At 54.8% G+C, this 18,946-nt stretch carries 18 protein-coding genes, 1 pseudogene and 1 riboswitch; of the genes and pseudogenes, 8 read left to right on the top strand and 11 right to left on the bottom strand.

Annotation, left to right across the window (positions count from 1 at the left end):
• The first annotated feature begins 35 nt into the window (after positions 1–35).
• The 4 genes from manY to mntP all read left to right on the top strand — a co-directional run bounded on the left by manY (position 36) and on the right by mntP (position 3,180).
• Positions 36–836 carry a PTS mannose transporter subunit IIC gene (manY, locus tag ACSVHP_RS05445; RefSeq protein WP_012906092.1) on the top strand — a complete coding sequence of 267 codons (801 nt, stop codon included), beginning with the start codon at positions 36–38 and terminating at the stop codon, positions 834–836.
• 12 nt (positions 837–848) lie between these two features.
• Positions 849–1,700, top strand: coding sequence for a PTS mannose transporter subunit IID (locus ACSVHP_RS05450; protein ID WP_006810994.1), 852 nt, complete (start codon positions 849–851; stop codon positions 1,698–1,700).
• Between the two features lie 56 nt (positions 1,701–1,756).
• Complete coding sequence (locus ACSVHP_RS05455; protein ID WP_447551213.1) at positions 1,757–2,215, top strand: DUF986 family protein; 459 nt, start codon at positions 1,757–1,759, stop codon at positions 2,213–2,215.
• A gap of 197 nt (positions 2,216–2,412) precedes the next feature.
• A riboswitch (yybP-ykoY riboswitch) is annotated at positions 2,413–2,612 on the top strand.
• A 1-nt stretch (position 2,613) separates the two neighbouring features.
• Entirely contained in the window at positions 2,614–3,180 is a 567-nt protein-coding gene (gene mntP / locus ACSVHP_RS05460) for a manganese efflux pump MntP (RefSeq protein ID WP_447551214.1), read from the top strand.
• Here mntP and rlmA read toward each other — a convergent pair.
• The 6 genes and pseudogenes from rlmA to mgrB form a co-directional block, all read right to left on the bottom strand.
• Positions 3,177–3,992, bottom strand: coding sequence for a 23S rRNA (guanine(745)-N(1))-methyltransferase (gene rlmA / locus ACSVHP_RS05465; protein ID WP_447551215.1), 816 nt, complete (start codon positions 3,990–3,992; stop codon positions 3,177–3,179). The genes mntP and rlmA overlap by 4 nt on opposite strands.
• Positions 3,993–4,058: 66 nt before the next feature.
• Positions 4,059–5,762 (bottom strand): peptidoglycan glycosyltransferase FtsI, encoded by a 1,704-nt coding sequence (gene ftsI / locus ACSVHP_RS05470; RefSeq protein WP_447551259.1) that lies wholly within the window; start codon positions 5,760–5,762, stop codon positions 4,059–4,061.
• A gap of 232 nt (positions 5,763–5,994) precedes the next feature.
• On the bottom strand, positions 5,995–6,204 hold the full coding sequence (cspE, locus tag ACSVHP_RS05475) for a transcription antiterminator/RNA stability regulator CspE (RefSeq protein ID WP_001062678.1): 210 nt from the start codon (positions 6,202–6,204) through the stop codon (positions 5,995–5,997).
• 12 nt (positions 6,205–6,216) lie between these two features.
• Positions 6,217–6,361, bottom strand: a pseudogene (locus ACSVHP_RS05480) (DUF2627 domain-containing protein).
• 721 nt (positions 6,362–7,082) lie between these two features.
• The gene (locus ACSVHP_RS05485) at positions 7,083–7,370 is read right to left on the bottom strand and encodes a YebO family protein (RefSeq protein WP_234674482.1); all 288 of its coding nucleotides are present in this window, start codon (positions 7,368–7,370) and stop codon (positions 7,083–7,085) included.
• A 74-nt stretch (positions 7,371–7,444) separates the two neighbouring features.
• The gene (mgrB, locus tag ACSVHP_RS05490; RefSeq protein ID WP_006175995.1) at positions 7,445–7,588 is read right to left on the bottom strand and encodes a PhoP/PhoQ regulator MgrB; all 144 of its coding nucleotides are present in this window, start codon (positions 7,586–7,588) and stop codon (positions 7,445–7,447) included.
• A 160-nt stretch (positions 7,589–7,748) separates the two neighbouring features.
• Between mgrB and ACSVHP_RS05495 the strand changes: the two genes are divergently transcribed.
• Entirely contained in the window at positions 7,749–7,988 is a 240-nt protein-coding gene (locus tag ACSVHP_RS05495) for a YobH family protein (RefSeq protein ID WP_417315222.1), read from the top strand.
• A gap of 58 nt (positions 7,989–8,046) precedes the next feature.
• Here ACSVHP_RS05495 and kdgR read toward each other — a convergent pair whose 3' ends face one another.
• Positions 8,047–8,838 (bottom strand): DNA-binding transcriptional regulator KdgR, encoded by a 792-nt coding sequence (gene kdgR / locus ACSVHP_RS05500; RefSeq protein ID WP_234674481.1) that lies wholly within the window; start codon positions 8,836–8,838, stop codon positions 8,047–8,049.
• Between the two features lie 177 nt (positions 8,839–9,015).
• On the opposite strand from kdgR, the gene ACSVHP_RS05505 reads away from it, so the two are divergent.
• The gene (locus tag ACSVHP_RS05505) at positions 9,016–10,389 is read left to right on the top strand and encodes an MFS transporter (protein WP_447551216.1); all 1,374 of its coding nucleotides are present in this window, start codon (positions 9,016–9,018) and stop codon (positions 10,387–10,389) included.
• Between the two features lie 51 nt (positions 10,390–10,440).
• Here the strand turns inward: ACSVHP_RS05505 and htpX are convergent, their stop codons facing one another.
• The 4 genes from htpX to ACSVHP_RS05525 form a co-directional block, all read right to left on the bottom strand.
• Positions 10,441–11,322 (bottom strand): protease HtpX, encoded by an 882-nt coding sequence (htpX, locus tag ACSVHP_RS05510; RefSeq protein WP_234674479.1) that lies wholly within the window; start codon positions 11,320–11,322, stop codon positions 10,441–10,443.
• A 192-nt stretch (positions 11,323–11,514) separates the two neighbouring features.
• A complete protein-coding gene (gene prc, locus ACSVHP_RS05515; protein WP_417313113.1) occupies positions 11,515–13,563 on the bottom strand; it encodes a carboxy terminal-processing peptidase in 2,049 nt (682 codons plus the stop codon).
• Positions 13,564–13,582: 19 nt separating this feature from the next.
• Positions 13,583–14,269, bottom strand: coding sequence for an RNA chaperone ProQ (gene proQ / locus ACSVHP_RS05520; protein WP_447551217.1), 687 nt, complete (start codon positions 14,267–14,269; stop codon positions 13,583–13,585).
• A 96-nt stretch (positions 14,270–14,365) separates the two neighbouring features.
• Positions 14,366–14,863 carry a GAF domain-containing protein gene (locus ACSVHP_RS05525; protein WP_447551218.1) on the bottom strand — a complete coding sequence of 166 codons (498 nt, stop codon included), beginning with the start codon at positions 14,861–14,863 and terminating at the stop codon, positions 14,366–14,368.
• A gap of 133 nt (positions 14,864–14,996) precedes the next feature.
• Here ACSVHP_RS05525 and yebS point away from each other — a divergent pair, with 133 nt between their 5' ends.
• Both yebS and ACSVHP_RS05535 read left to right on the top strand, forming a co-directional pair.
• Positions 14,997–16,280, top strand: coding sequence for a membrane integrity lipid transport subunit YebS (gene yebS, locus ACSVHP_RS05530; RefSeq protein WP_447551219.1), 1,284 nt, complete (start codon positions 14,997–14,999; stop codon positions 16,278–16,280).
• Positions 16,249–18,882 carry an MlaD family protein gene (locus ACSVHP_RS05535; protein ID WP_447551220.1) on the top strand — a complete coding sequence of 878 codons (2,634 nt, stop codon included), beginning with the start codon at positions 16,249–16,251 and terminating at the stop codon, positions 18,880–18,882. Before yebS ends, ACSVHP_RS05535 begins: the two co-directional genes overlap by 32 nt.
• Positions 18,883–18,946: the final 64 nt, after the last annotated feature.

Consider the following 18,946-nt stretch of genomic DNA (forward strand, 5'->3'; position numbering starts at 1 on the left):
TTTTCACATAATGCTTATGTAATAGGAGAAGTACAATGGAGATTACCACTCTTCAGATTGTGCTGGTGTTCATCGTCGCGTGTATTGCGGGTATGGAATCCGTACTTGATGAATTTCAGTTCCACCGCCCTCTGGTGGCCTGTACGCTGATTGGTGCCGTTCTCGGTGATATGAAAACCGGTATCATCATCGGTGGTACGCTGGAAATGATCGCCCTCGGCTGGATGAACATCGGTGCGGCGGTTGCGCCGGACGCCGCGCTGGCATCCATTATTTCAACCGTTCTGGTTATTGCCGGTCACCAAAGCATTGGTGCAGGTATCGCTCTGGCAATTCCGCTGGCCGCAGCAGGCCAGGTTCTGACCATCATCGTGCGTACTATCACTGTTGCGTTCCAGCACGCGGCAGATAAGGCGGCGGAAAATGGCAACCTGACGGCGCTTTCCTGGCTGCACGTATCGTCCCTGTTCCTCCAGGCGATGCGTATTGCAATCCCGGCGGTTATCGTTGCTATCTCTGTCGGTACCAGCGAAGTTCAGAGCATGCTGAACGCCATCCCTGAAGTCGTTACCGGCGGTCTGAACATTGCGGGTGGCATGATTGTGGTTGTGGGTTACGCGATGGTCATCAACATGATGCGCGCGGGCTACCTGATGCCGTTCTTCTACCTTGGCTTCGTTACCGCTGCGTTCACCAACTTCAACCTGGTTGCTCTGGGTGTGATTGGTGCGGTCATGGCGATTCTCTACATCCAGCTCAGCCCGAAATACAACCGCGTGGCGGGTGCCCCAGCGCAGGCTGCTGGTAATAACGATCTCGATAACGAACTGGACTAGCAGGTGAGCGAAATGGTTGATATGACAAAAACTACCACTGAGAAAAAACTCACTCCGGGTGATATTCGTGGCGTGTTCATCCGTTCTAACCTGTTTCAGGGTTCATGGAACTTCGAACGTATGCAGGCGCTGGGCTTCTGCTTCTCCATGGTGCCGGCCATCAAACGCCTGTACCCGGAAAACAACGAAGCACGTCGTCAGGCGATTAAGCGTCACCTGGAATTCTTCAACACCCATCCATACGTAGCGGCTCCGGTTCTGGGCGTAACGCTGGCGATGGAAGAGCAGCGTGCTAACGGCGCAGAGATCGACGATGGTGCCATCAACGGTATCAAAGTCGGTCTGATGGGGCCGCTGGCAGGCGTAGGTGACCCAATCTTCTGGGGTACCGTCCGTCCGGTCTTCGCGGCACTCGGCGCGGGTATCGCGATGAGCGGCAGCCTGCTTGGGCCACTGCTGTTCTTCATCCTCTTTAACGCCGTTCGTCTGCTGACCCGTTACTACGGCGTGGCATACGGCTACCGTAAAGGGGTGGATATCGTTAAGGATATGGGCGGCGGCTTCCTGCAAAAACTGACCGAGGGGGCGTCAATTCTCGGCCTGTTTGTCATGGGGGCACTGGTTAACAAGTGGACGCACGTGAACATCCCGCTGGTGGTATCGACTATCACCGGTCAGGATGGTCAGACTCGTGTAACCACCGTACAGACCATCCTGGACCAGCTGATGCCTGGCCTGGTGCCGCTGCTGCTGACCTTCGCCTGTATGTGGCTGCTGCGTAAGAAAGTTAACCCGCTGTGGATTATCGTTGGCTTCTTCGTCATCGGTATCGCGGGCTACGCTGTCGGTCTGCTGGGTCTGTAAGTTTTGCGTATTACGCCGGGGGCTCGCCCCCCGGCTTTTTTATATCTGGAGGATGAATGATTGCCACGGACATCGTGCTGGTGCTGTTTATCGCTGCCCTTCTCGCTTACGCCATTTATGATGAGTTCATCATGCCCCGCCGCCACGGCGAAACCTTGCTCACCATCCCTCTTCTGCGCCGCAACCGTGTCGATGCCGTGATCTTTGCAGGCCTGCTGGTCATTCTGATTTACAACAACGTCATGAGCCACGGTGCATTATTAACCACATGGTTATTATGTGCGCTGGTATTAATGGCCATTTATTTGTTCTGGGTTCGCGTGCCTAAGGTAATCTTTAAAAGCCACGGGTTCTTCTTTGCGAACGTGTGGATAGAATATAACCGTATTAAAGAGATGAATTTATCTGAAGACGGTGTGCTGGTCATGCAATTAGAACAACGTCGCCTGCTGATTCGAGTCAAGAATATTGACGACCTCGAAAAAATCTACAAATTACTCGTTAAAACTCAATGAGTTAAATATATAGCACTGGCTATAATCTGTCTTATTTTTACGCAGCGATTATAGCCATAGCTATATTAAACCCGGAAATATACGCATATTTATTAACGATATTTTCACGCATAAACCTAAATGAAAATCGTTATCAACTGGTTAATTAAATAATACCTTCCTGTTGTTGTTTTATATTCTCAAAATATGTTAAGGTTGCGCCCGTCGTTGGGGAGTAGCCGATTTCCTGTGTTCCAGGAAATGTACGTGTCAACATACTCGTTGAAAAACGTGGCACGTACGGATCGTTTCTGCACATTTGCTGTGTCAAAAAGATCAGGCGAGACCATAGATACATCAACTGCTGTTTACTGGGGGCAGTGATGTGTCATATGGATATCCCCGGTCTGGACGCTCTTATGAATATCTCCGCAACCCTCCTTCTCGCCTTCGGCATGTCCATGGATGCATTCGCAGCATCTATAGGTAAAGGCGCCACGCTGCACAAACCGAAATTCTCCGAAGCCCTGCGCACCGGCCTTATTTTTGGCGTTATTGAAACGCTGACGCCGCTAGTTGGATGGGGTCTGGGAATGCTCGCAAGCCAGTTCGTGCTGGAGTGGAACCACTGGATCGCCTTCGTGCTGCTGGTGTTCCTCGGCGGGCGAATGGTGATTGAAGGTTTCCGGGGCAACGGTGACGAAGACGAAGCGCCGCAGCACCGCCACGGCTTCTGGCTGCTGGTGACCACCGCCATCGCCACCAGTCTTGACGCAATGGCCGTCGGGGTGGGCCTGGCGTTCCTTCAGGTCAACATTATTGCCACCGCGCTGGCCATCGGCTGCGCGACGCTGATTATGTCAACCCTGGGGATGATGGTCGGTCGCTTTATCGGCCCGCTGCTGGGCAAACGCGCCGAAATTCTGGGGGGTATCGTGCTGATTGGCATTGGTAGCCAGATCCTCTGGGCACACTTCGCCGGTTAACCCTCGCGCTGCCAGCAGTGAATGCTGAAATCCGTCTGGCAGCGAAACGCGTCCTGCTTCGCTAAACCTTCCCACACCTCTGGCTTTGCCCGCCACGCAAAAGGCGTCATTTGCAGTAACGCGACCGCTTCATCCCCTTTCAGGTTCATCTCGTACGCGACCGTCTGTTCCTGCTGCATGGTGAAGCCGGGCAGCTGTTCCGAGTGCGGGGCGTGCAGGCGGATCTCATCGTAAATCAGCCCTTTGAGCTCCATCAGATGACGAGGCCCCGGCGTGACGGTAATGACCCAGCCGCCGGGCTTGACCACGCGCGCCAGCTCTTCGGCTTTACAGGGAGCGTAAATACGCACAACGGCGTTCATGGTGGCATCGTCAAACGGCAAACGGTGGCTTGAGGCCACGCAGAAGGTGACGCTGGAATAACGCTTTGCCGCCGCGCGGATAGCCACTTTAGCGACATCAAGGCCAAAGGTATCAGCCCCTTTCGCACGCGCCACGTCCGCAAAGGCCGCCGTGTAGTAGCCTTCCCCACAGCCGATATCGAGAATGGCCGTTGCATCGTTTGCCAGACGGTCAGCCAGGATTTCCGCGACCCTATCGCGCAGCGGCTGATAATGCCCTGCATCCAGAAACGCGCGGCGGGCCTGCATCATCTCCGCGCTGTCGCCCGGATCCCGCGAGCGCTTGTGCTGCACCGGGAGAAGATTCACATACCCCTCTTTCGCCATATCAAACTGGTGTCCCTGCGGACAGGTAAAGTTTTTCACAGCGCGCGCAAGCGGCGCGTGGCAAAGGGGGCAACTGAAGGACATGGCAACTCCGGGCAATCATAAAGGGCGAAAGTGTACCGCTAATCGCCGGGGTTATAAACGCCTGGCTTACCGCATGACGATAAGGTGGTCAGAATCCGCCGCCAGGCCATCGGGTTTAACGTTTTCAAGGCGCAGTACGTTGCCCATGATCTCGCTGAATACCGGGGCTGAAACGGCACCGCCGTAGTAGTCCCCGTTTTGCGGATCGTTGATGACCACCACCAGCGCAAAGCGGGGATTGCTGGCGGGCGCGACCCCCGCGGTGTAGGCCACGTATTTGTCGACATACTTACCGTCGTCGCCGATTTTCTTCGCCGTCCCGGTCTTCACCGCCACCCGGTAATCGCGCACCGCCGCTTTAATCCCGCCGCCCCCCGGCAGCGCAACGCTCTCCATCATATGTTCAACTTCGTGCGCAATGTCTTCGGACATGACTCTGTGCCCCACCACAGGCGGGTCGATGCGCGTGATCGACAGCGGGCGCTCCAGCCCAAAGCTGCCGATGGTGGCGTAAACGTGGGCCAGCTGCAAAGGGGTGACCATCAGCCCGTAACCAAAGGCGAAGGTAGCGCGATCGAGCTGGCTCCAGAACCTACGCTGCGGCAACAGGCCTGCGCTTTCCCCGGTTAAGCCCAGCCCGGTGTTGGTGCCAAAACCGAAGTTTTTGTAGGTGTCGAGCAGGCGCTGGATGGGCATTGCCAGAGAAAGGCGGGAGACCCCCGTATCGCTCGATTTTTGCAATATCCCTGTCATCGTCAGCTCAGGGTAATAGCCCACGTCCCGGATGCGGTGGCCGTCGAGGGTGTAGGGATGGGTGTCGATCACGCTGTCGGGCTGGACGATCCCCTGCTGAAGCGCGGTCATCAGCACCAGCGGCTTGACCGTTGAGCCCGGCTCGAAGGTATCGCTGATGGCGCGATTGCGAAAATCATTCAGCGTGGCGCCTTCACGGTTGTTGGGGTTGAAGTCCGGGAAGCTGGCCATCGAGAGGATCTCCCCCGTCTGCACGTCGATCAGCACCGACGCGCCCGACTCGGCCTTGTTCCAGGCCACGGCATTGTCCAGCGCATCTTCGGTGATGGTTTGCAGCCGTTCATCGATGCTTAACTGGATGTTATGCGCTGGCACCGCGGCTACCTCGGTCAGATTCTCAACCACGCGCCCGTAGCGATCTTCCCTCACCTGCCGCACGCCCGGTTTACCCTGAAGCTGGGTGTTAAAGCTTTTCTCCACCCCTTCAATACCCTGCCCGTCGATATTGGTGAACCCAATCAGATTGGCGGCAACGTGTCCGGCAGGATAAAAGCGCCGCGATTCGTCGCGCAAATTGATGCCCGGAAGGTTCAGCTTGTCGATCCACTGCGCCTGGGAAGGATCGACCTGGCGCGCAAGATAGATAAACCGCCCTTTCGGGTTCGCGTTGATGCGGGCAGCCAGCGTGCCCAGAGAAAGGTGCAATGCGCTGGCGAGAGCCTGCCAGCGATCGTCAAAACCGACGCCGCCCTTCGCCAGCACCGTTTTCGGATCGGCCCAGACGGCTCTGACGGGGACGCTTACCGCAAGCGGACGATTTTCTCTGTCGACAATCATCCCGCGCGGCGCGTCGATCGCCACCTCGCGCAGGGATCGCATATCTTCCTGTTTAACGAGATTGTCAGGTTTGATGATTTGTAGCCAGGCAACGCGCCCCAGCAGGAAGGCAAGACTGCAAAAAATAGCGAGACAAAGCAGAGCAAAACGCGCCGGGGTAAAGTTTCCGGCAGTGGTCATTGTTTTCTTTTTCACCTGAACCCCAGGACCGTTGAACAACGCCCTGATTTAACGAGAAAAGACGGAATGAAGGGGGCAAAACAATGCTAATAACCTCGCAGGTTTGCAACAAGGTGCTAACAAGGCAGGTATTGGTAATATTTTGAAAGATAAGGCAATAAAAAAGCCCCGCGGACGCGAGGCTTTATGTCTGAGATTGAAGCGTATCGCGCTTCAGTCAGCAGTGGTTCGATCAGATAGCAGTAACGTTAACCGCAGCTGGGCCTTTCTGGCCGTCCTGAATTTCGAACTCAACGTTCTGGCCTTCAGCCAGAGTTTTGAAGCCGTTACCCTGGATTGCAGAGAAGTGTACGAACACGTCTTTGCTGCCGTCAGCAGGAGTAATGAAACCAAAACCTTTAGACTCGTTGAACCACTTAACTTGACCTTTAATCTTTGCCATTTGCAAAATTCCTTAGAGTGTTTTCTTAGCCCGCAGGCATTGACTTAGATAAAACTGAGACATTACTGCTTGAGGCACTAATATAAGGTTCGGCAGAGAAGCGGTATTCAACGACAACGTGTTTACTCAGGACTTCTTTACTGAAAATGCCACACATAAACAGAACTGTACCTCGTTTGACCCAAAACGTGTTATCACATACAACGTTAATTATGGCAAGCCATTTTTAAACGTGTCTCGATCCGCCGCACAAATTCTGGCGCAGCCCTGTTACTCTTTGCACAATTATGCTCCGTGATAACAAAACGCTATGCCAGACTATACTGCCCAGGGCAACGTCCGCAGCCCCTGTAATCTAAGACTTTTTTAAGATAGTTCATTCATCTGAATGCGTCCAGAAACGCGCAAAATTTTCCTTTGCGCAATGATTGATATAGAACAATTTGTGAAAAGTTATGCTCAAATCATTGCAACGCGTTGAGCCGTTAACATTGAAAGAAAACATGTTAATAAGTTTCTTCTTACTGTATTAAAATTCGCCATTTAATAAGAACGCCATGCACCAAAATAATGAAATTTTTATGAACCTGCTTCAAAAAGAGGCAAGCAAAACGTTTCGATAGAAATAAAACTCCCGGCACGGCGGTGCCATGCAGAATATATGCAGCGAAGCGACGAGATAGCTAAGCATAAATATTCGCCAGTTTTCAGTACGCTGAATCGATCGTTAACTGGCGCTACATTATTAAGGGTGATGTTTCAAAGGGGCTACAGGATTTTTTGATAATGACTAGGGGGGATGGCAGTACGGGGGATACTTCAGGGAGGGGTCATATTCAGGATAAATCCAGACCACACCACCTCCCGTGAATGACGGTTTAACGTTCTGCCACCAGGCGGATGAAATCGTCGTCTTCTTTCTCTTGTGCAACGGCCTCTTTTGGCGCGTCTTTTACTTCTGGTTCGTTTGCTTCACACAGACGGCGCAGCAGAGCAGTCTGACGTTTCTGCTGATCGAGCAGCGCTTCAAGCAGCTCAATCTGTTCGTTAGTGCGTGAACTGGCGCGGTTGATGAAGAACCACAGGATCAGCCCCACAACCAGTACCACCAACGAAACCACCAGGGACGCCATACTCAGCAGCCCTGAATTCAGTAATTCACCCATTTCACCACCTCAATAAAAACGGCCATTTTACCACTGGCGTGAAGGAAGGAAATCACCTGAAGAAAAAATGCCTCTTACCACGGAATAAACTTGTTTATTGCACAAACGCCACTAAAGAACTGTACATCCTGATCGCACATCACATTGATCGTCTGCGTCCACAACACCACACAGGCAATCAGTACGATTATCAGAATTACCCAGCGTATTTTTTTCACTCCATACTCCGTCTTATGATCCGATGTCCCCAGGTTATCATGACTATCTTAAACAGGGGCTAACTGTAGCGTCATCAACTGGTTTTAGGAATTCTGCACTTGTTTCATATCGTAATCTCATTAGGCTTAATGGTATGACAACTAAGAAAAAGAGGCGATGATGCGAATAATCATCCGGGTAGTTATTGCGCTGGCCATCCTGTGGATTGGTCTTTTATTAACAGGTTATGGCGTGCTTGTGGGAAGCACCGAAAATGCAGCCGGTCTGGGCATCCAGTGTAAGTACCTCACTGCCCAGGGCGTGAGCACCGCTCAGTACATTCACTCGGATAGTGGATTAATCGGGTTAACAAACTGCCCGGTACTGCGTAAGTCCGCCGTCGTCATCGATAATGGCTAACGGGTTCATGTTTCAAAAAAAACGCCGCACTGATGCGGCGTTTTTGCGTTAACGGGCCTTAAAACGGATAGTCGTTATAGCCCATCTGTTCAGAGATTTTACGCGCCGCCGTGTGCAGCATCGCGACGTACTCGTGCAGACGTTCTTCAGAGAAACGCAGGGTCGGGAAGGAGATACTCAGCCCGGCAATGACAACGCCGAAACGGTCAAATACCGGAACGCCGATGCAGCGCAGCCCTTCTTCCTGTTCTTCGTTATCTTCGCCGTAGCCCTGCTCACGCACTTTATCGAGCACCGTTAACAGTTCCTCGGTAGTGGTGATCGTGCGCTCGGTGCTGCGCTTATATTCCACGCCTTCCAGGATCTGCTTCACCTCTTCGCGATCGCGCCACGCCAGCAGCACTTTACCAATCGCGGTACTGTACAGCGGGTTACGACGACCGATGCGCGAATACATGCGCAGGTTGTACATGGAATCGATTTTGTGGATGTACACAATGCTGTCTTCATCCAGCGCGCCCAGGTGGACGGTCTCTTTCGTCAGACGAGACAGTTCGCGCATCTGGATGTCCGCGCTGCGAATAAGATCGACGTTCTGAAGCGCACGCGCGCCCAGCTCAAACAGCTTCAGCGTCAGAGAATATTTCTCTGATTCGCCTTCCTGCGCGACGTAGCCTAAGGACTTCATGGTTTGCAAAAAGCGATAAACGGTGCTTTTCGACATCATCACACGCTGCGATAACTCTGTAATACCAATTTCACGCTCTTCTCCGAGCGCCTGCAAGATGCCAAACACCTTCAGCACGGAAGAAACAGAATCTGGCTGCTTATCCAAATCTGCAATTGCCATTTATCACCTCATGGAGAGTGTTTTATAAAAATCAGAACCGGTTTTTATTATAAATTCCCGCCCTGCTGCCTGCAATCAATCCGCGGTTACTTCGTTACAAATCTGCGACATAAAACGGAATTAACGATGCTAAAATAGTTACTCTGAGAATAATTTCACCCTGAGCTTTTCATTTCCATGGAAAAAAATCCTTCTGATGGGCTGCTCCTGCCACAACGGTACGGGGCGATTGCCACCATTATTATTGGTATTTCAATGGCCGTGCTTGACGGCGCTATTGCAAACGTTGCGCTACCTACCATCGCCAGCGACCTCCACGCGTCCCCCGCCAGCTCTATCTGGATCGTAAACGCGTATCAGATAGCGATTGTCGTTTCTCTGCTTTCGCTCTCGTTTCTGGGCGATATGTTTGGCTACCGCCGGGTCTACCAGTGTGGTCTGGCCGTCTTTACGCTGACCTCGCTTTTTTGCGCCCTCTCCGACTCGCTGCATATGCTGACGATCGCGCGTATCGCCCAGGGCTTCGGGGGTGCGGCGCTGATGAGCGTGAATACCGCGCTGATACGCCTTATCTATCCGCAGCGCCATCTGGGGCGCGGGATGGGGATTAACTCGTTTATCGTCGCGGTCTCTTCCGCCGCCGGGCCAACCATCGCCGCCGCCATACTTTCCGTGGCTTCATGGCAGTGGCTGTTTGCGATTAACGTTCCGCTGGGCATTATTGCCATCGTCTTTGCCCTGCGCTATCTGCCCGCCAACGGCCCGAAAAGCGCCATGCCGAAGTTTGACCTGCCGAGCGCGGTCATGAACGCGCTGACCTTTGGTCTGCTGATCACTGCCCTTAGCGGCTTCGCGCAGGGACAGTCGTTGACTCTGGTCATTGCAGAGGTGGTGGCGATGCTGTTTATCGGCTTCTTCTTCGTGCGCCGTCAGCTGTCGTTACCCGTGCCGTTGCTGCCTGTCGATCTGCTGCGTATCCCGCTGTTTTCGCTCTCTATCTGCACTTCAATTTGTTCCTTCTGCGCCCAGATGCTGGCGCTGGTCGCCCTGCCCTTCTTTTTGCAAAGCGTGATAGGTCGAAGCGAAGTAGAAACGGGCCTGCTGTTAACGCCGTGGCCGCTGGCAACCATGGTGATGGCGCCGCTGGCAGGCTATTTAATTGAGCGGGTTCATGCCGGACTGCTTGGGGCGCTCGGCCTGGTGGTGATGGCAGCCGGTCTTTTCGCCCTGGCGATGCTGCCTTCCTCGCCGTCGGATCTGGATATTATCTGGCGTATGATCCTCTGCGGTGCCGGGTTTGGTCTGTTCCAGTCGCCGAATAACCACACTATTATCACCTCCGCGCCGCGCCACCGCAGCGGCGGTGCCAGCGGCATGCTGGGAACCGCGCGTCTGCTTGGGCAAAGCACCGGGGCCGCACTGGTCGCCCTGATGTTTAACCTTGCCGGGCAAAACGCAACGCACGTCGCGCTGTTTACCGCAGGCACGCTGGCGACCATCGCCGCGATTGTGAGCGGGCTCCGCGTCACCCAGCCCCGCGCGCAGGCATAAAAAAAGCCGGGCGGAGTCTCCTCCAGCCCGGCTCTTTCTGCACCATTCGAATTACTTCAGGTATTCCCCACTGCGCAGCGCTTCGATACGCTTATCCAGCGGCGGGTGAGACATAAACAGCTCGCTCAACGATTTGGATTTACCGTTGATGCAGAACGCCATCATGCTGTTGGCTTCCTGCGGCTCGTAGCTGGTTTTCAGACGCTGCAACGCGGCAATCATCTTCTCACGGCCGACCAGTTTCGCAGAGCCCGCATCCGCGTGGAATTCGCGGTGGCGCGAGAACCACATGGTAATGATGCTTGCCAGAATACCGAACACTAGCTCCAGCACCATCGACACGGCGAAATAGATCAGCGGGTTACCGTTGCTCTCTTCACCTTCATCACGGTTGCCGCCCATAAAGCCAGCGGCGATCTGCGCCAGAATACGGGAAATAAAGATCACGAAGGTGTTCACCACGCCCTGGATCAGGGTCATGGTCACCATGTCACCGTTGGCGATATGGCTGATTTCGTGAGCGATGACCGCTTCGGCTTCGTCACGGCTCATGTTCTGCAACAGGCCGGTGCTCACCGCAACCAGAGAAGCATCACGACGCGCGCCGGTGGCGAACGCGTTGATGTCTGGCGCATGGTAAATAGCCACCTGCGGCATGGCGATGCCCGCCTGCTGAGACTGCTGTGCAACGGTGTTCATCAACCAGCGTTCCATATCGTTACGCGGTTGTTCAATGACTTCACCACCCACGGATTTCAGCGCCATCCACTTCGACATCAGCAGGGACACGAAGGAACCACCGAAACCAAACAGCAGCGCCATAATCAACAGACCCTGAACGCTGCTCGACTGAATTCCTGTCAGGCTTAGCACCAGCCCGAATACCACCATAACCGCCAGGTTGGTGACCAGGAAGAGCGCGATTCGCATCATAATTTTCTTTTAACCTCAGTTTAACAAAACGCACTATGCGATTACCCACATCGTATGGGTATTGCGGCTATTTTCAAGGATTCAGAGGGCGTAAGTCACCAGAAAGACACAACTTTACACAATTAAAATGCTGATTGACGGGAGGATGCAGAACTAAAAAGAACAGGCACAATCTCTTGTGCCTGTTGGGGATTATTTTGCCGGTGCAGGTTGCACGGCAGGCTTGTCTTTTTCCAGATTCGCCAGGTCGAGCGCGATGTGTACGGTCTCGTCGAGATACGGATCCGGCTCCTGGTAATCTTTTGGCAGATCGTCCAGTTTCTTGAGCAGAGGCTTGCCTTCTCGCTTGAAGCGATCGTTGATACGCGCCAGACGCGTTGCATCATCCTCGTTGTTCTCTTTCTCACGCTGGGCGTAGTTCAGAGAAACGATGTTCCGCTTCGCTTTCAGGGCATTGAAACGGGCAATATCCTTCATGATGTACTGGAACTCAGGATCTTTTGCGATGCGCTCGTTATGGTCTTTTAACAGCTCAGGACCAAACTGGGTCATATCACCGGATTTCACGAACGTCGCGGCGTTGATGCTATCCCACGGCAGTGCGTTATCTTCAAACTTCTCGCCGGTTTCAGTCTCTTCCGTGCCGGTTGGCATCATGATGTCTGGCGTTACGCCTTTACGCTGCGTACTGCCGCCGTTCACACGGTAGAACTTCTGAATGGTGTACTGAACGGAACCCAGCGCAGGCCATTCCGGACGCAGCATCTGATCGTAAATACGGTTCAAAGAACGGTATTGCTGAACGGTGCCTTTACCAAACGTAGGTTCACCGACAATCAGCGCACGGCCATAATCCTGCATCGCCGCAGCGAAGATTTCAGAAGCAGAGGCGCTAAAGCGATCGACTAAAACAACCAGCGGGCCTTTGTAGTAGACCACGCCATCGGTATCGGCGTCTTCACGCACTTTACCGTTGTTATCACGCACCTGCACAACCGGACCAGACGGGATAAACAGGCCAGAGAGCGAAACCGCTTCGGTCAATGCCCCGCCGCCGTTGCTGCGCAGATCGATGATGATGCTGCTGACGTTTTGCTTGTCGAGCTTCTGCAACTGCACTTTCACATCGTCGGTCAGACCCACGTAGAAGCCCGGGATATCCAGCACGCCTACCTTCTGTTTACCGACGGTCTTCACCGACATTTTCACCGCGCGATCTTCCAGACGGATACGCTCACGGGTCAGGGTAACGATGCGGGTTTTGGTACCTTTACCGGCAGGGAGAATTTCCAGGCGGACTTTGCTGCCCTTAGGCCCTTTGATCAGCGCGACCACATCATCAAGACGCCAGCCGATCACATCCACCATGTTCTGCCCGGTCTGGCCGACGCCGACAATGCGATCGCCAACGCTGATGGCTTTGCTTTTGGACGCCGGACCACCGGCCACCATGGAGTTGATGACCGTATAGTCATCGTCCATTTGCAGTACCGCACCGATACCCTCCAGAGAAAGGCTCATTTCGGTGTTGAACTGTTCGGTATTGCGCGGGGAGAGATAGTTGGTGTGCGGGTCAATTTCGTGGGCAAACGCGGTCATAGCCAGTGAGAAGACATCTTCACTGTTGGTTTGCGCCAGACGACGAATAGCGAACTTATAACGACGCGTCAGCGTGTCACGGATCTCTTTTTCGTCTTTGCCGGCCAGCTTAAGGCTCAGCTCGTCATATTTGACTTTTCCGTCCCACAGCGCGTTCAGCTCGGCTTCGTCTTTCGGCCAGGGCGCTTTGCTGCGATCCAGATTGAAGGTGTCAGTACCGGTGAAGTCCATTGGACGTTCCAGCACTTTCAGAGCGTATTGATAACGCTCAAAGCGACGCTTCTGCGCCTGGTTATACAGGTCGTAGAACAGATCCAGCTTGCCGGAGCGCAGTTCATCACCCACCTGGGCTTTACGTTTCGCAAACTGCTCTACGTCGCTGGCCAACAGCACGTTATGGCTGTAGTCCAGCAGGTTCAGATAGCGGTCGAAGATTTTGGCCGAAAAGGCCTGATCAAGATCGAACTGACGATAATGCGAACGCGTAAAGCGCGACGTCACGCGCTCGCTCACCGTCGCGTGCTGAGTCTCTTCCTTTAACACCGGAATTTGATCGACACGCGTAATATCGTCCACAGCGAAGGCGTGACCTGTTATGGCAAACAGGCCAGCCAGCGCGGTGAGCTTAAAAAAAGTGTTCATGCCAGGCTTGGCCTCCGTTTCAGAACAACAAGTGTTCTGCGCGTACAATCATTGACATACCAGAAGTCAGCTGTACACGAACGCCATCTTTGGTGATTTCCAGTACGGTGGCGTCCATCGCATTGTTACCCGCTTTGACCTTCAGCGCCTGACCTACGCTCAGCGCGTTGATGTCAGAAACTGGGGTATGGCGCTCTTCACGAGGCGCGCGCGGGGCTTTTGCGGCGGCTGGTTTGTCAGTACGCGGTTTGCGATCGTTGTTCTCGTTACGACGCGGTGCAGGGTGTGGTTTGCGCTCGCGACGCGGCGCATCTTCCTGACCGTTTGCCGCTGCGGCTTCGCGTTTTTTCGCCTGCTGTTCAGCACGCTGTGCCTGAACGCGCGCTTTGGCTTCTTCCAGCTGCTTGCGAGCGTGCTCTACGTGCTGCTCGTCCAGCTCACCACACGGGTTGCCGTCGAGATCGACGCGCGTCGCGCCCGGCTTGATACCGTACAGGTAGCGCCAGCTCGAAGTATAAAGACGTAAGGCAGAACGCAGCTGGGTTTTGCTGAGATTCATCTCGCCTTCAACGCGTGCTACCAAATCCTGAAAAATACCGACTTTCAGGGGACGAGCTTCGCCTTCAGCGCTGAAGCACTGTGGGAAACGCTCGGCCAGAAATGCGATAACTTCTTTACTGCTATTCAACTTAGGTTGATTTTCCATGAAATTTCCTGATTACAACGGACGTTGCCAACAAGCGCAGGCATGAACAGGCGTCATTATAATGACGCTATCAGTAAATGCTACGTTATCCGTTGATTATCCTGCGACGCTCGCAAAGAATTTTTGATAATCGGTGCCTGCCAGCACCATTTCCAGATGAGCAACGAGCTCGCGCAGCCCCTGCTCATCCTCCGCCGTAAAGCGGCTGAAGACCGTACTGTCGATGTCCAGTACGCCAATAATCTGATTTTTCACCACCAGCGGCAGTACGATTTCAGAATTGCTGGCCGCATCGCAGGCAATGTGGCCGTCAAAGGCGTGGACATCTTCAACGCGCTGAACCTCGTTTTGCGCCACGGCAGTGCCGCACACGCCACGACCGACAGGAATACGCACGCAGGCAATTTTGCCCTGAAACGGACCGAGCACCAGCGTGTCGTCTTCAAGAAGATAGAAGCCCGCCCAGTTCACGTCAGAAAGGCGCTCAAACAGTAACGCACTTGTATTTGCCAGAGTGGCTAAGAAGCTGGTTTCACCCGCCATCAACGCCTGAAAGTCGCGGTTCAAATCCGCGTAGAATTCTGTTTTGTTCATTATTCAATCACTTGGTTATCTTACACAATGACCGCAAAGCCTATTAAAATAAGCATTAAATGCGCTCATGCTCAAGGTGAATCCATTCATGAGTTAATATAAGCTTCAACAATACTTATTCTGTGCGCGACTGATGGCCTTAAAAACACACAACCTAACACCGGCAAAGAAGATAACGGTCCATGCGGTCAGCGATGCGCTGCCTCGTGCACATTATCAGCGTTGCCCTCAGTGCGATACGCTTTTTATGTTGCCGAAGATGAAATCGCACCAAAGTGCATTTTGTCCTCGCTGCGACGCAAAAATCCGTAGTGGACGCGACTGGTCGTTAACCCGGCTGGCCGCAATGGCGGTAACAATGTTGCTGCTGATGCCCTTCGCCTGGAGCGAGCCGCTGCTCAAACTGTATCTGCTTGGGACGCGTATCGATGCGAACGTGCTCCAGGGCATCTGGCAGATGACCCGCCAGGGCGACCCGCTCACCGCCGCGATGGTGCTGTTCTGCACCATTGGCGCGCCGCTGATTCTGGTTGCCGCCATCGCCTATCTCTGGTTTGGCAACATACTGGGCATGAATCTTCGCCCGGTGCTGCTGATGCTGGAGAAGCTCAAAGAGTGGGTGATGCTGGATATCTATCTTGTCGGCATCGGCGTGGCGTCTATCAAGGTTAAGGACTACGCTTTTTTGCAGCCGGGTATTGGCCTGGTGGCCTTTATCGCGCTGGTAATACTCAGTATTTTGACCCTTATCCATCTGAACGTGGAGCAGCTCTGGGAGCGATTTTATCCCCAGCGCCCCGCCACGCGACCGGATAACAACCTACGGGTTTGTCTCGGCTGCCACTACACGGGGCTGCCGGACGCGCGTGGACGGTGCAAGCGCTGCCACATCCCGTTACGGTATCGGCGCAACAACAGCCTGCAAAAATGCTGGGCGGCGCTGATTGCCTCGGTCATGTTCCTCTTACCTGCGAACATGCTTCCAATTTCAGTGATCTACGTTAACGGGGGCAGGCAAGAAGATACTATTCTGTCGGGCATTATTTCGCTCGCGGACAGCAACGTTGGCGTGGCGGCTATCGTTTTCATCGCCAGTATTCTGGTGCCGTTCACCAAAGTGGTGGTGATGTTTACGCTGCTTATCAGTATTCACTTTAAATGCGAGCAAGGGCTGCGCACGCGTATTCTCCTCCTGCGGTTCGTCACCTGGATTGGCCGCTGGTCGATGTTGGATCTGTTCGTGATTTCGTTGACGATGTCGCTCATCAATCGCGATCAGTTGCTTGCTTTTACAATGGGACCCGCGGCTTTTTATTTCGGCTCTGCGGTGATATTGACTATTCTTGCAGTGGAATGGCTGGACAGCCGCTTACTTTGGGACGCACATGAGTCAGGAAACGCCCGCTTCGCCGACTGAAGCGAGAATTAAAACGAAACGCCGCATTTCTCCCTTCTGGTTGCTGCCGGTCATCGCGCTGATGATTGCCGGCTGGCTCGTCTGGACGAGCTATCAGGATCGCGGTAACACCATCACTATCGACTTCCAGTCCGCCGACGGTATCGTCGCCGGGCGTACCCCCGTTCGCTTCCAGGGGGTCGAAGTGGGTACGGTTCAGGACGTCACGCTGGGCAAAGGGCTGAATAAAATTCAGGTCCGCGCCAGCATTAAATCCGACATGAAAGATGCCTTGCGCAATGAAACGCAGTTCTGGCTGGTCACGCCTAAAGCCTCTCTGGCGGGCGTGTCGGGGCTGGACGCGCTGGTCGGCGGCAACTATATCGGCATGATGCCGGGCAAAGGCGAGCCGCAGGACCATTTCGTCGCGCTGGATACCCAGCCCAAATATCGTCTTAACAACGGCGATCTGATGATCCATCTTCAGGCGCCAGATCTCGGCTCCCTGAACAGCGGCTCGCTGGTCTATTTCCGCAAGATCCCCGTCGGGCGCGTCTACGATTACGCCATCAACCCGAACAAACAGGGTGTGACGATTGACGTGCTGATCGAGCGACGCTTCACCAACCTGGTCAAAAAAGGCAGCCGCTTCTGGAATGTCTCCGGGGTGGATGCCGACGTGAGCCTGAGCGGTGCCAAAGTGAAGCTCGAAAGCCTGGCGGCGCTGGTCAACGGCGCCATCGCCTTCGATTCCCCGGAGGGCTCTAACCCGGCGGACGCGGATGACACCTTCGGGCTGTATGCCGACCTGGCCCACAGCCAGCGCGGCGTGATCGTTAAACTCGCCCTGCCCGGCGCGCAGGGTCTCAAGGCCGGTTCAACCCCGCTGATGTATCAGGGACTTGAAGTTGGGCAGCTCACTAAAATGACGCTCAATCCGGGCGGCTCCGTCACCGGGGAGATGACCGTCGACCCGAGCGTGGTGGATCTGCTGCGCGAGAAAACGCGCATTGAGATGCGCAGCCCTAAACTCTCTCTTAGCGACGCCAACATCAGCAGCCTGCTGACCGGCAACACCTTCGAGCTGATACCGGGCGAAGGACAGCCGAGCAATAATTTTGTTATCGCTCCGGCGGACAAGGCGCTGCTGCAAAAACCGGGGGTGCTGACGGTCACCCTCACGGCTCCGGAAAGCTACGGGATTGACGCCGGACAGCCGCTGATCCTGCACGGCGTGCAGGTCGGACAGGTGCTCGAACGCAAGCTCACGGAGAAAGGGGTCACCTTCTCTGCCGCTATCGACCCGCAATACAGCGATCTGGTTCGCGGCGACAGCAAATTCGTGGTGAACAGCCGCGTGGACGTGAAGGTTGGGCTGGACGGCGTCGAGTTTCTGGGCGCCAGCGCCAGCGAGTGGATCAACGGCGGCGTGCGCATTTTGCCGGGCAACAAAGGACAGCTTCGCGAAAGCTATCCGCTGTATGCCAACCTGGATAAGGCTATTGAAAACAGCCTGAGCGATCTGCCGACCACCACGCTCACGTTAAGCGCCGAGACCCTGCCGGACGTTCAGGCCGGTTCCGTAGTGCTGTACCGCAAGTTTGAGGTGGGTGAAGTGATCACCGTGCGTCCGCGTGCGGATGCCTTTGATATTGAACTGCATATCAAACCCGAGTACCGCAAGCTGCTCACGCCAAACAGCGTCTTCTGGGCGGAGGGCGGTGCGAAGGTACAGCTTAACGGCAGCGGATTGACCGTTCAGGCGTCACCGCTTTCCCGCGCCCTGCGCGGTGCCATCAGCTTCGACAACCTGAACGGCGCGGGCGGGAACATGCGCAAAGGCGACAAGCGTATTCTGTTCCCGTCAGAAACCGCCGCGCGCGCCGTGGGTGGTCAGATTACCCTGCACGCCTTCGATGCGGGCAAGCTGGCAGAGGGTATGCCGATTCGCTATCTGGGCATTGATATCGGGCAGATCCAGAAGCTGACCCTCATCACCGCGCGTAACGAAGTGCAGGCCACCGCCGTGCTGTATCCGGAGTACGTGCAGACGTTCGCCCGCTCCGGCAGCCGTTTCTCCGTGGTCACGCCGCAGATCTCCGCCGCAGGGGTTGAGCATCTGGATACCATCCTCCAGCCTTACATCAACGTCGAACCGGGTCGCGGCAACGCGCGCCGTGAGTTCGAGCTTCAGGAGGCGACGATCACCGACTCGCGCTATCTCGATGGCCTGAGCATCGTGGTTGAAGTCCCGGAAGCGGGCTCGCTGGCTATCGGCACCCCGGTGCTGTTCCGCGGCATCGAAGTGGGCACCGTCACCGGGCTGACGCTTGGGACCCTGTCCGACCGCGTGATGGTAGGACTGCGGATCAGCGAGCGTTATCAGCATCTGGTGCGCAACAACTCGGTGTTCTGGCTGGCGTCAGGCTATTCGCTTGACTTTGGCCTGACCGGTGGCGTGGTGAAAACCGGGACATTCAACCAGTTCATTCGCGGAGGTATCGCCTTCGCCACGCCGCCAGGCACGCCGCTGGCGCCGAAAGCGCAGCCGGGTAAACATTTCCTGCTGCTGGAGAGTGAACCGAAAGAGTGGCGTGAATGGGGCACCGCCCTGCCGCGTTAATCTCACGGCTCCGGTGTCAACGCACCGGAGCCTTTATGTTACACTGCGCGCCTGAATGATTCCC

It is taken from the genome of Enterobacter sp. 186315 (assembly GCF_053290175.1).

Excerpts from the sequence above, each read along its gene's own strand:
- ACSVHP_RS05485 (WP_234674482.1), bottom strand. The coding sequence starts at position 7,370 with ATGGGTGAATTACTGAATTCAGGGCTGCTGAGTATGGCGTCCCTGGTG.
- ACSVHP_RS05535 (WP_447551220.1), top strand. The coding sequence starts at position 16,249 with ATGAGTCAGGAAACGCCCGCTTCGCCGACTGAAGCGAGAATTAAAACG.
- prc (WP_417313113.1), bottom strand. The coding sequence starts at position 13,563 with ATGAACACTTTTTTTAAGCTCACCGCGCTGGCTGGCCTGTTTGCCATA.
- yebS (WP_447551219.1), top strand. The coding sequence starts at position 14,997 with ATGGCCTTAAAAACACACAACCTAACACCGGCAAAGAAGATAACGGTC.
- htpX (WP_234674479.1), bottom strand. The coding sequence starts at position 11,322 with ATGATGCGAATCGCGCTCTTCCTGGTCACCAACCTGGCGGTTATGGTG.
- ACSVHP_RS05450 (WP_006810994.1), top strand. The coding sequence starts at position 849 with ATGGTTGATATGACAAAAACTACCACTGAGAAAAAACTCACTCCGGGT.
- kdgR (WP_234674481.1), bottom strand. The coding sequence starts at position 8,838 with ATGGCAATTGCAGATTTGGATAAGCAGCCAGATTCTGTTTCTTCCGTG.
- ftsI (WP_447551259.1), bottom strand. The coding sequence starts at position 5,762 with ATGACCACTGCCGGAAACTTTACCCCGGCGCGTTTTGCTCTGCTTTGT.
- rlmA (WP_447551215.1), bottom strand. The coding sequence starts at position 3,992 with ATGTCCTTCAGTTGCCCCCTTTGCCACGCGCCGCTTGCGCGCGCTGTG.
- mntP (WP_447551214.1), top strand. The coding sequence starts at position 2,614 with ATGAATATCTCCGCAACCCTCCTTCTCGCCTTCGGCATGTCCATGGAT.
- ACSVHP_RS05525 (WP_447551218.1), bottom strand. The coding sequence starts at position 14,863 with ATGAACAAAACAGAATTCTACGCGGATTTGAACCGCGACTTTCAGGCG.
- ACSVHP_RS05495 (WP_417315222.1), top strand. The coding sequence starts at position 7,749 with ATGCGAATAATCATCCGGGTAGTTATTGCGCTGGCCATCCTGTGGATT.
- cspE (WP_001062678.1), bottom strand. The coding sequence starts at position 6,204 with ATGGCAAAGATTAAAGGTCAAGTTAAGTGGTTCAACGAGTCTAAAGGT.
- manY (WP_012906092.1), top strand. The coding sequence starts at position 36 with ATGGAGATTACCACTCTTCAGATTGTGCTGGTGTTCATCGTCGCGTGT.
- proQ (WP_447551217.1), bottom strand. The coding sequence starts at position 14,269 with ATGGAAAATCAACCTAAGTTGAATAGCAGTAAAGAAGTTATCGCATTT.
- ACSVHP_RS05455 (WP_447551213.1), top strand. The coding sequence starts at position 1,757 with ATGATTGCCACGGACATCGTGCTGGTGCTGTTTATCGCTGCCCTTCTC.
- ACSVHP_RS05505 (WP_447551216.1), top strand. The coding sequence starts at position 9,016 with ATGGAAAAAAATCCTTCTGATGGGCTGCTCCTGCCACAACGGTACGGG.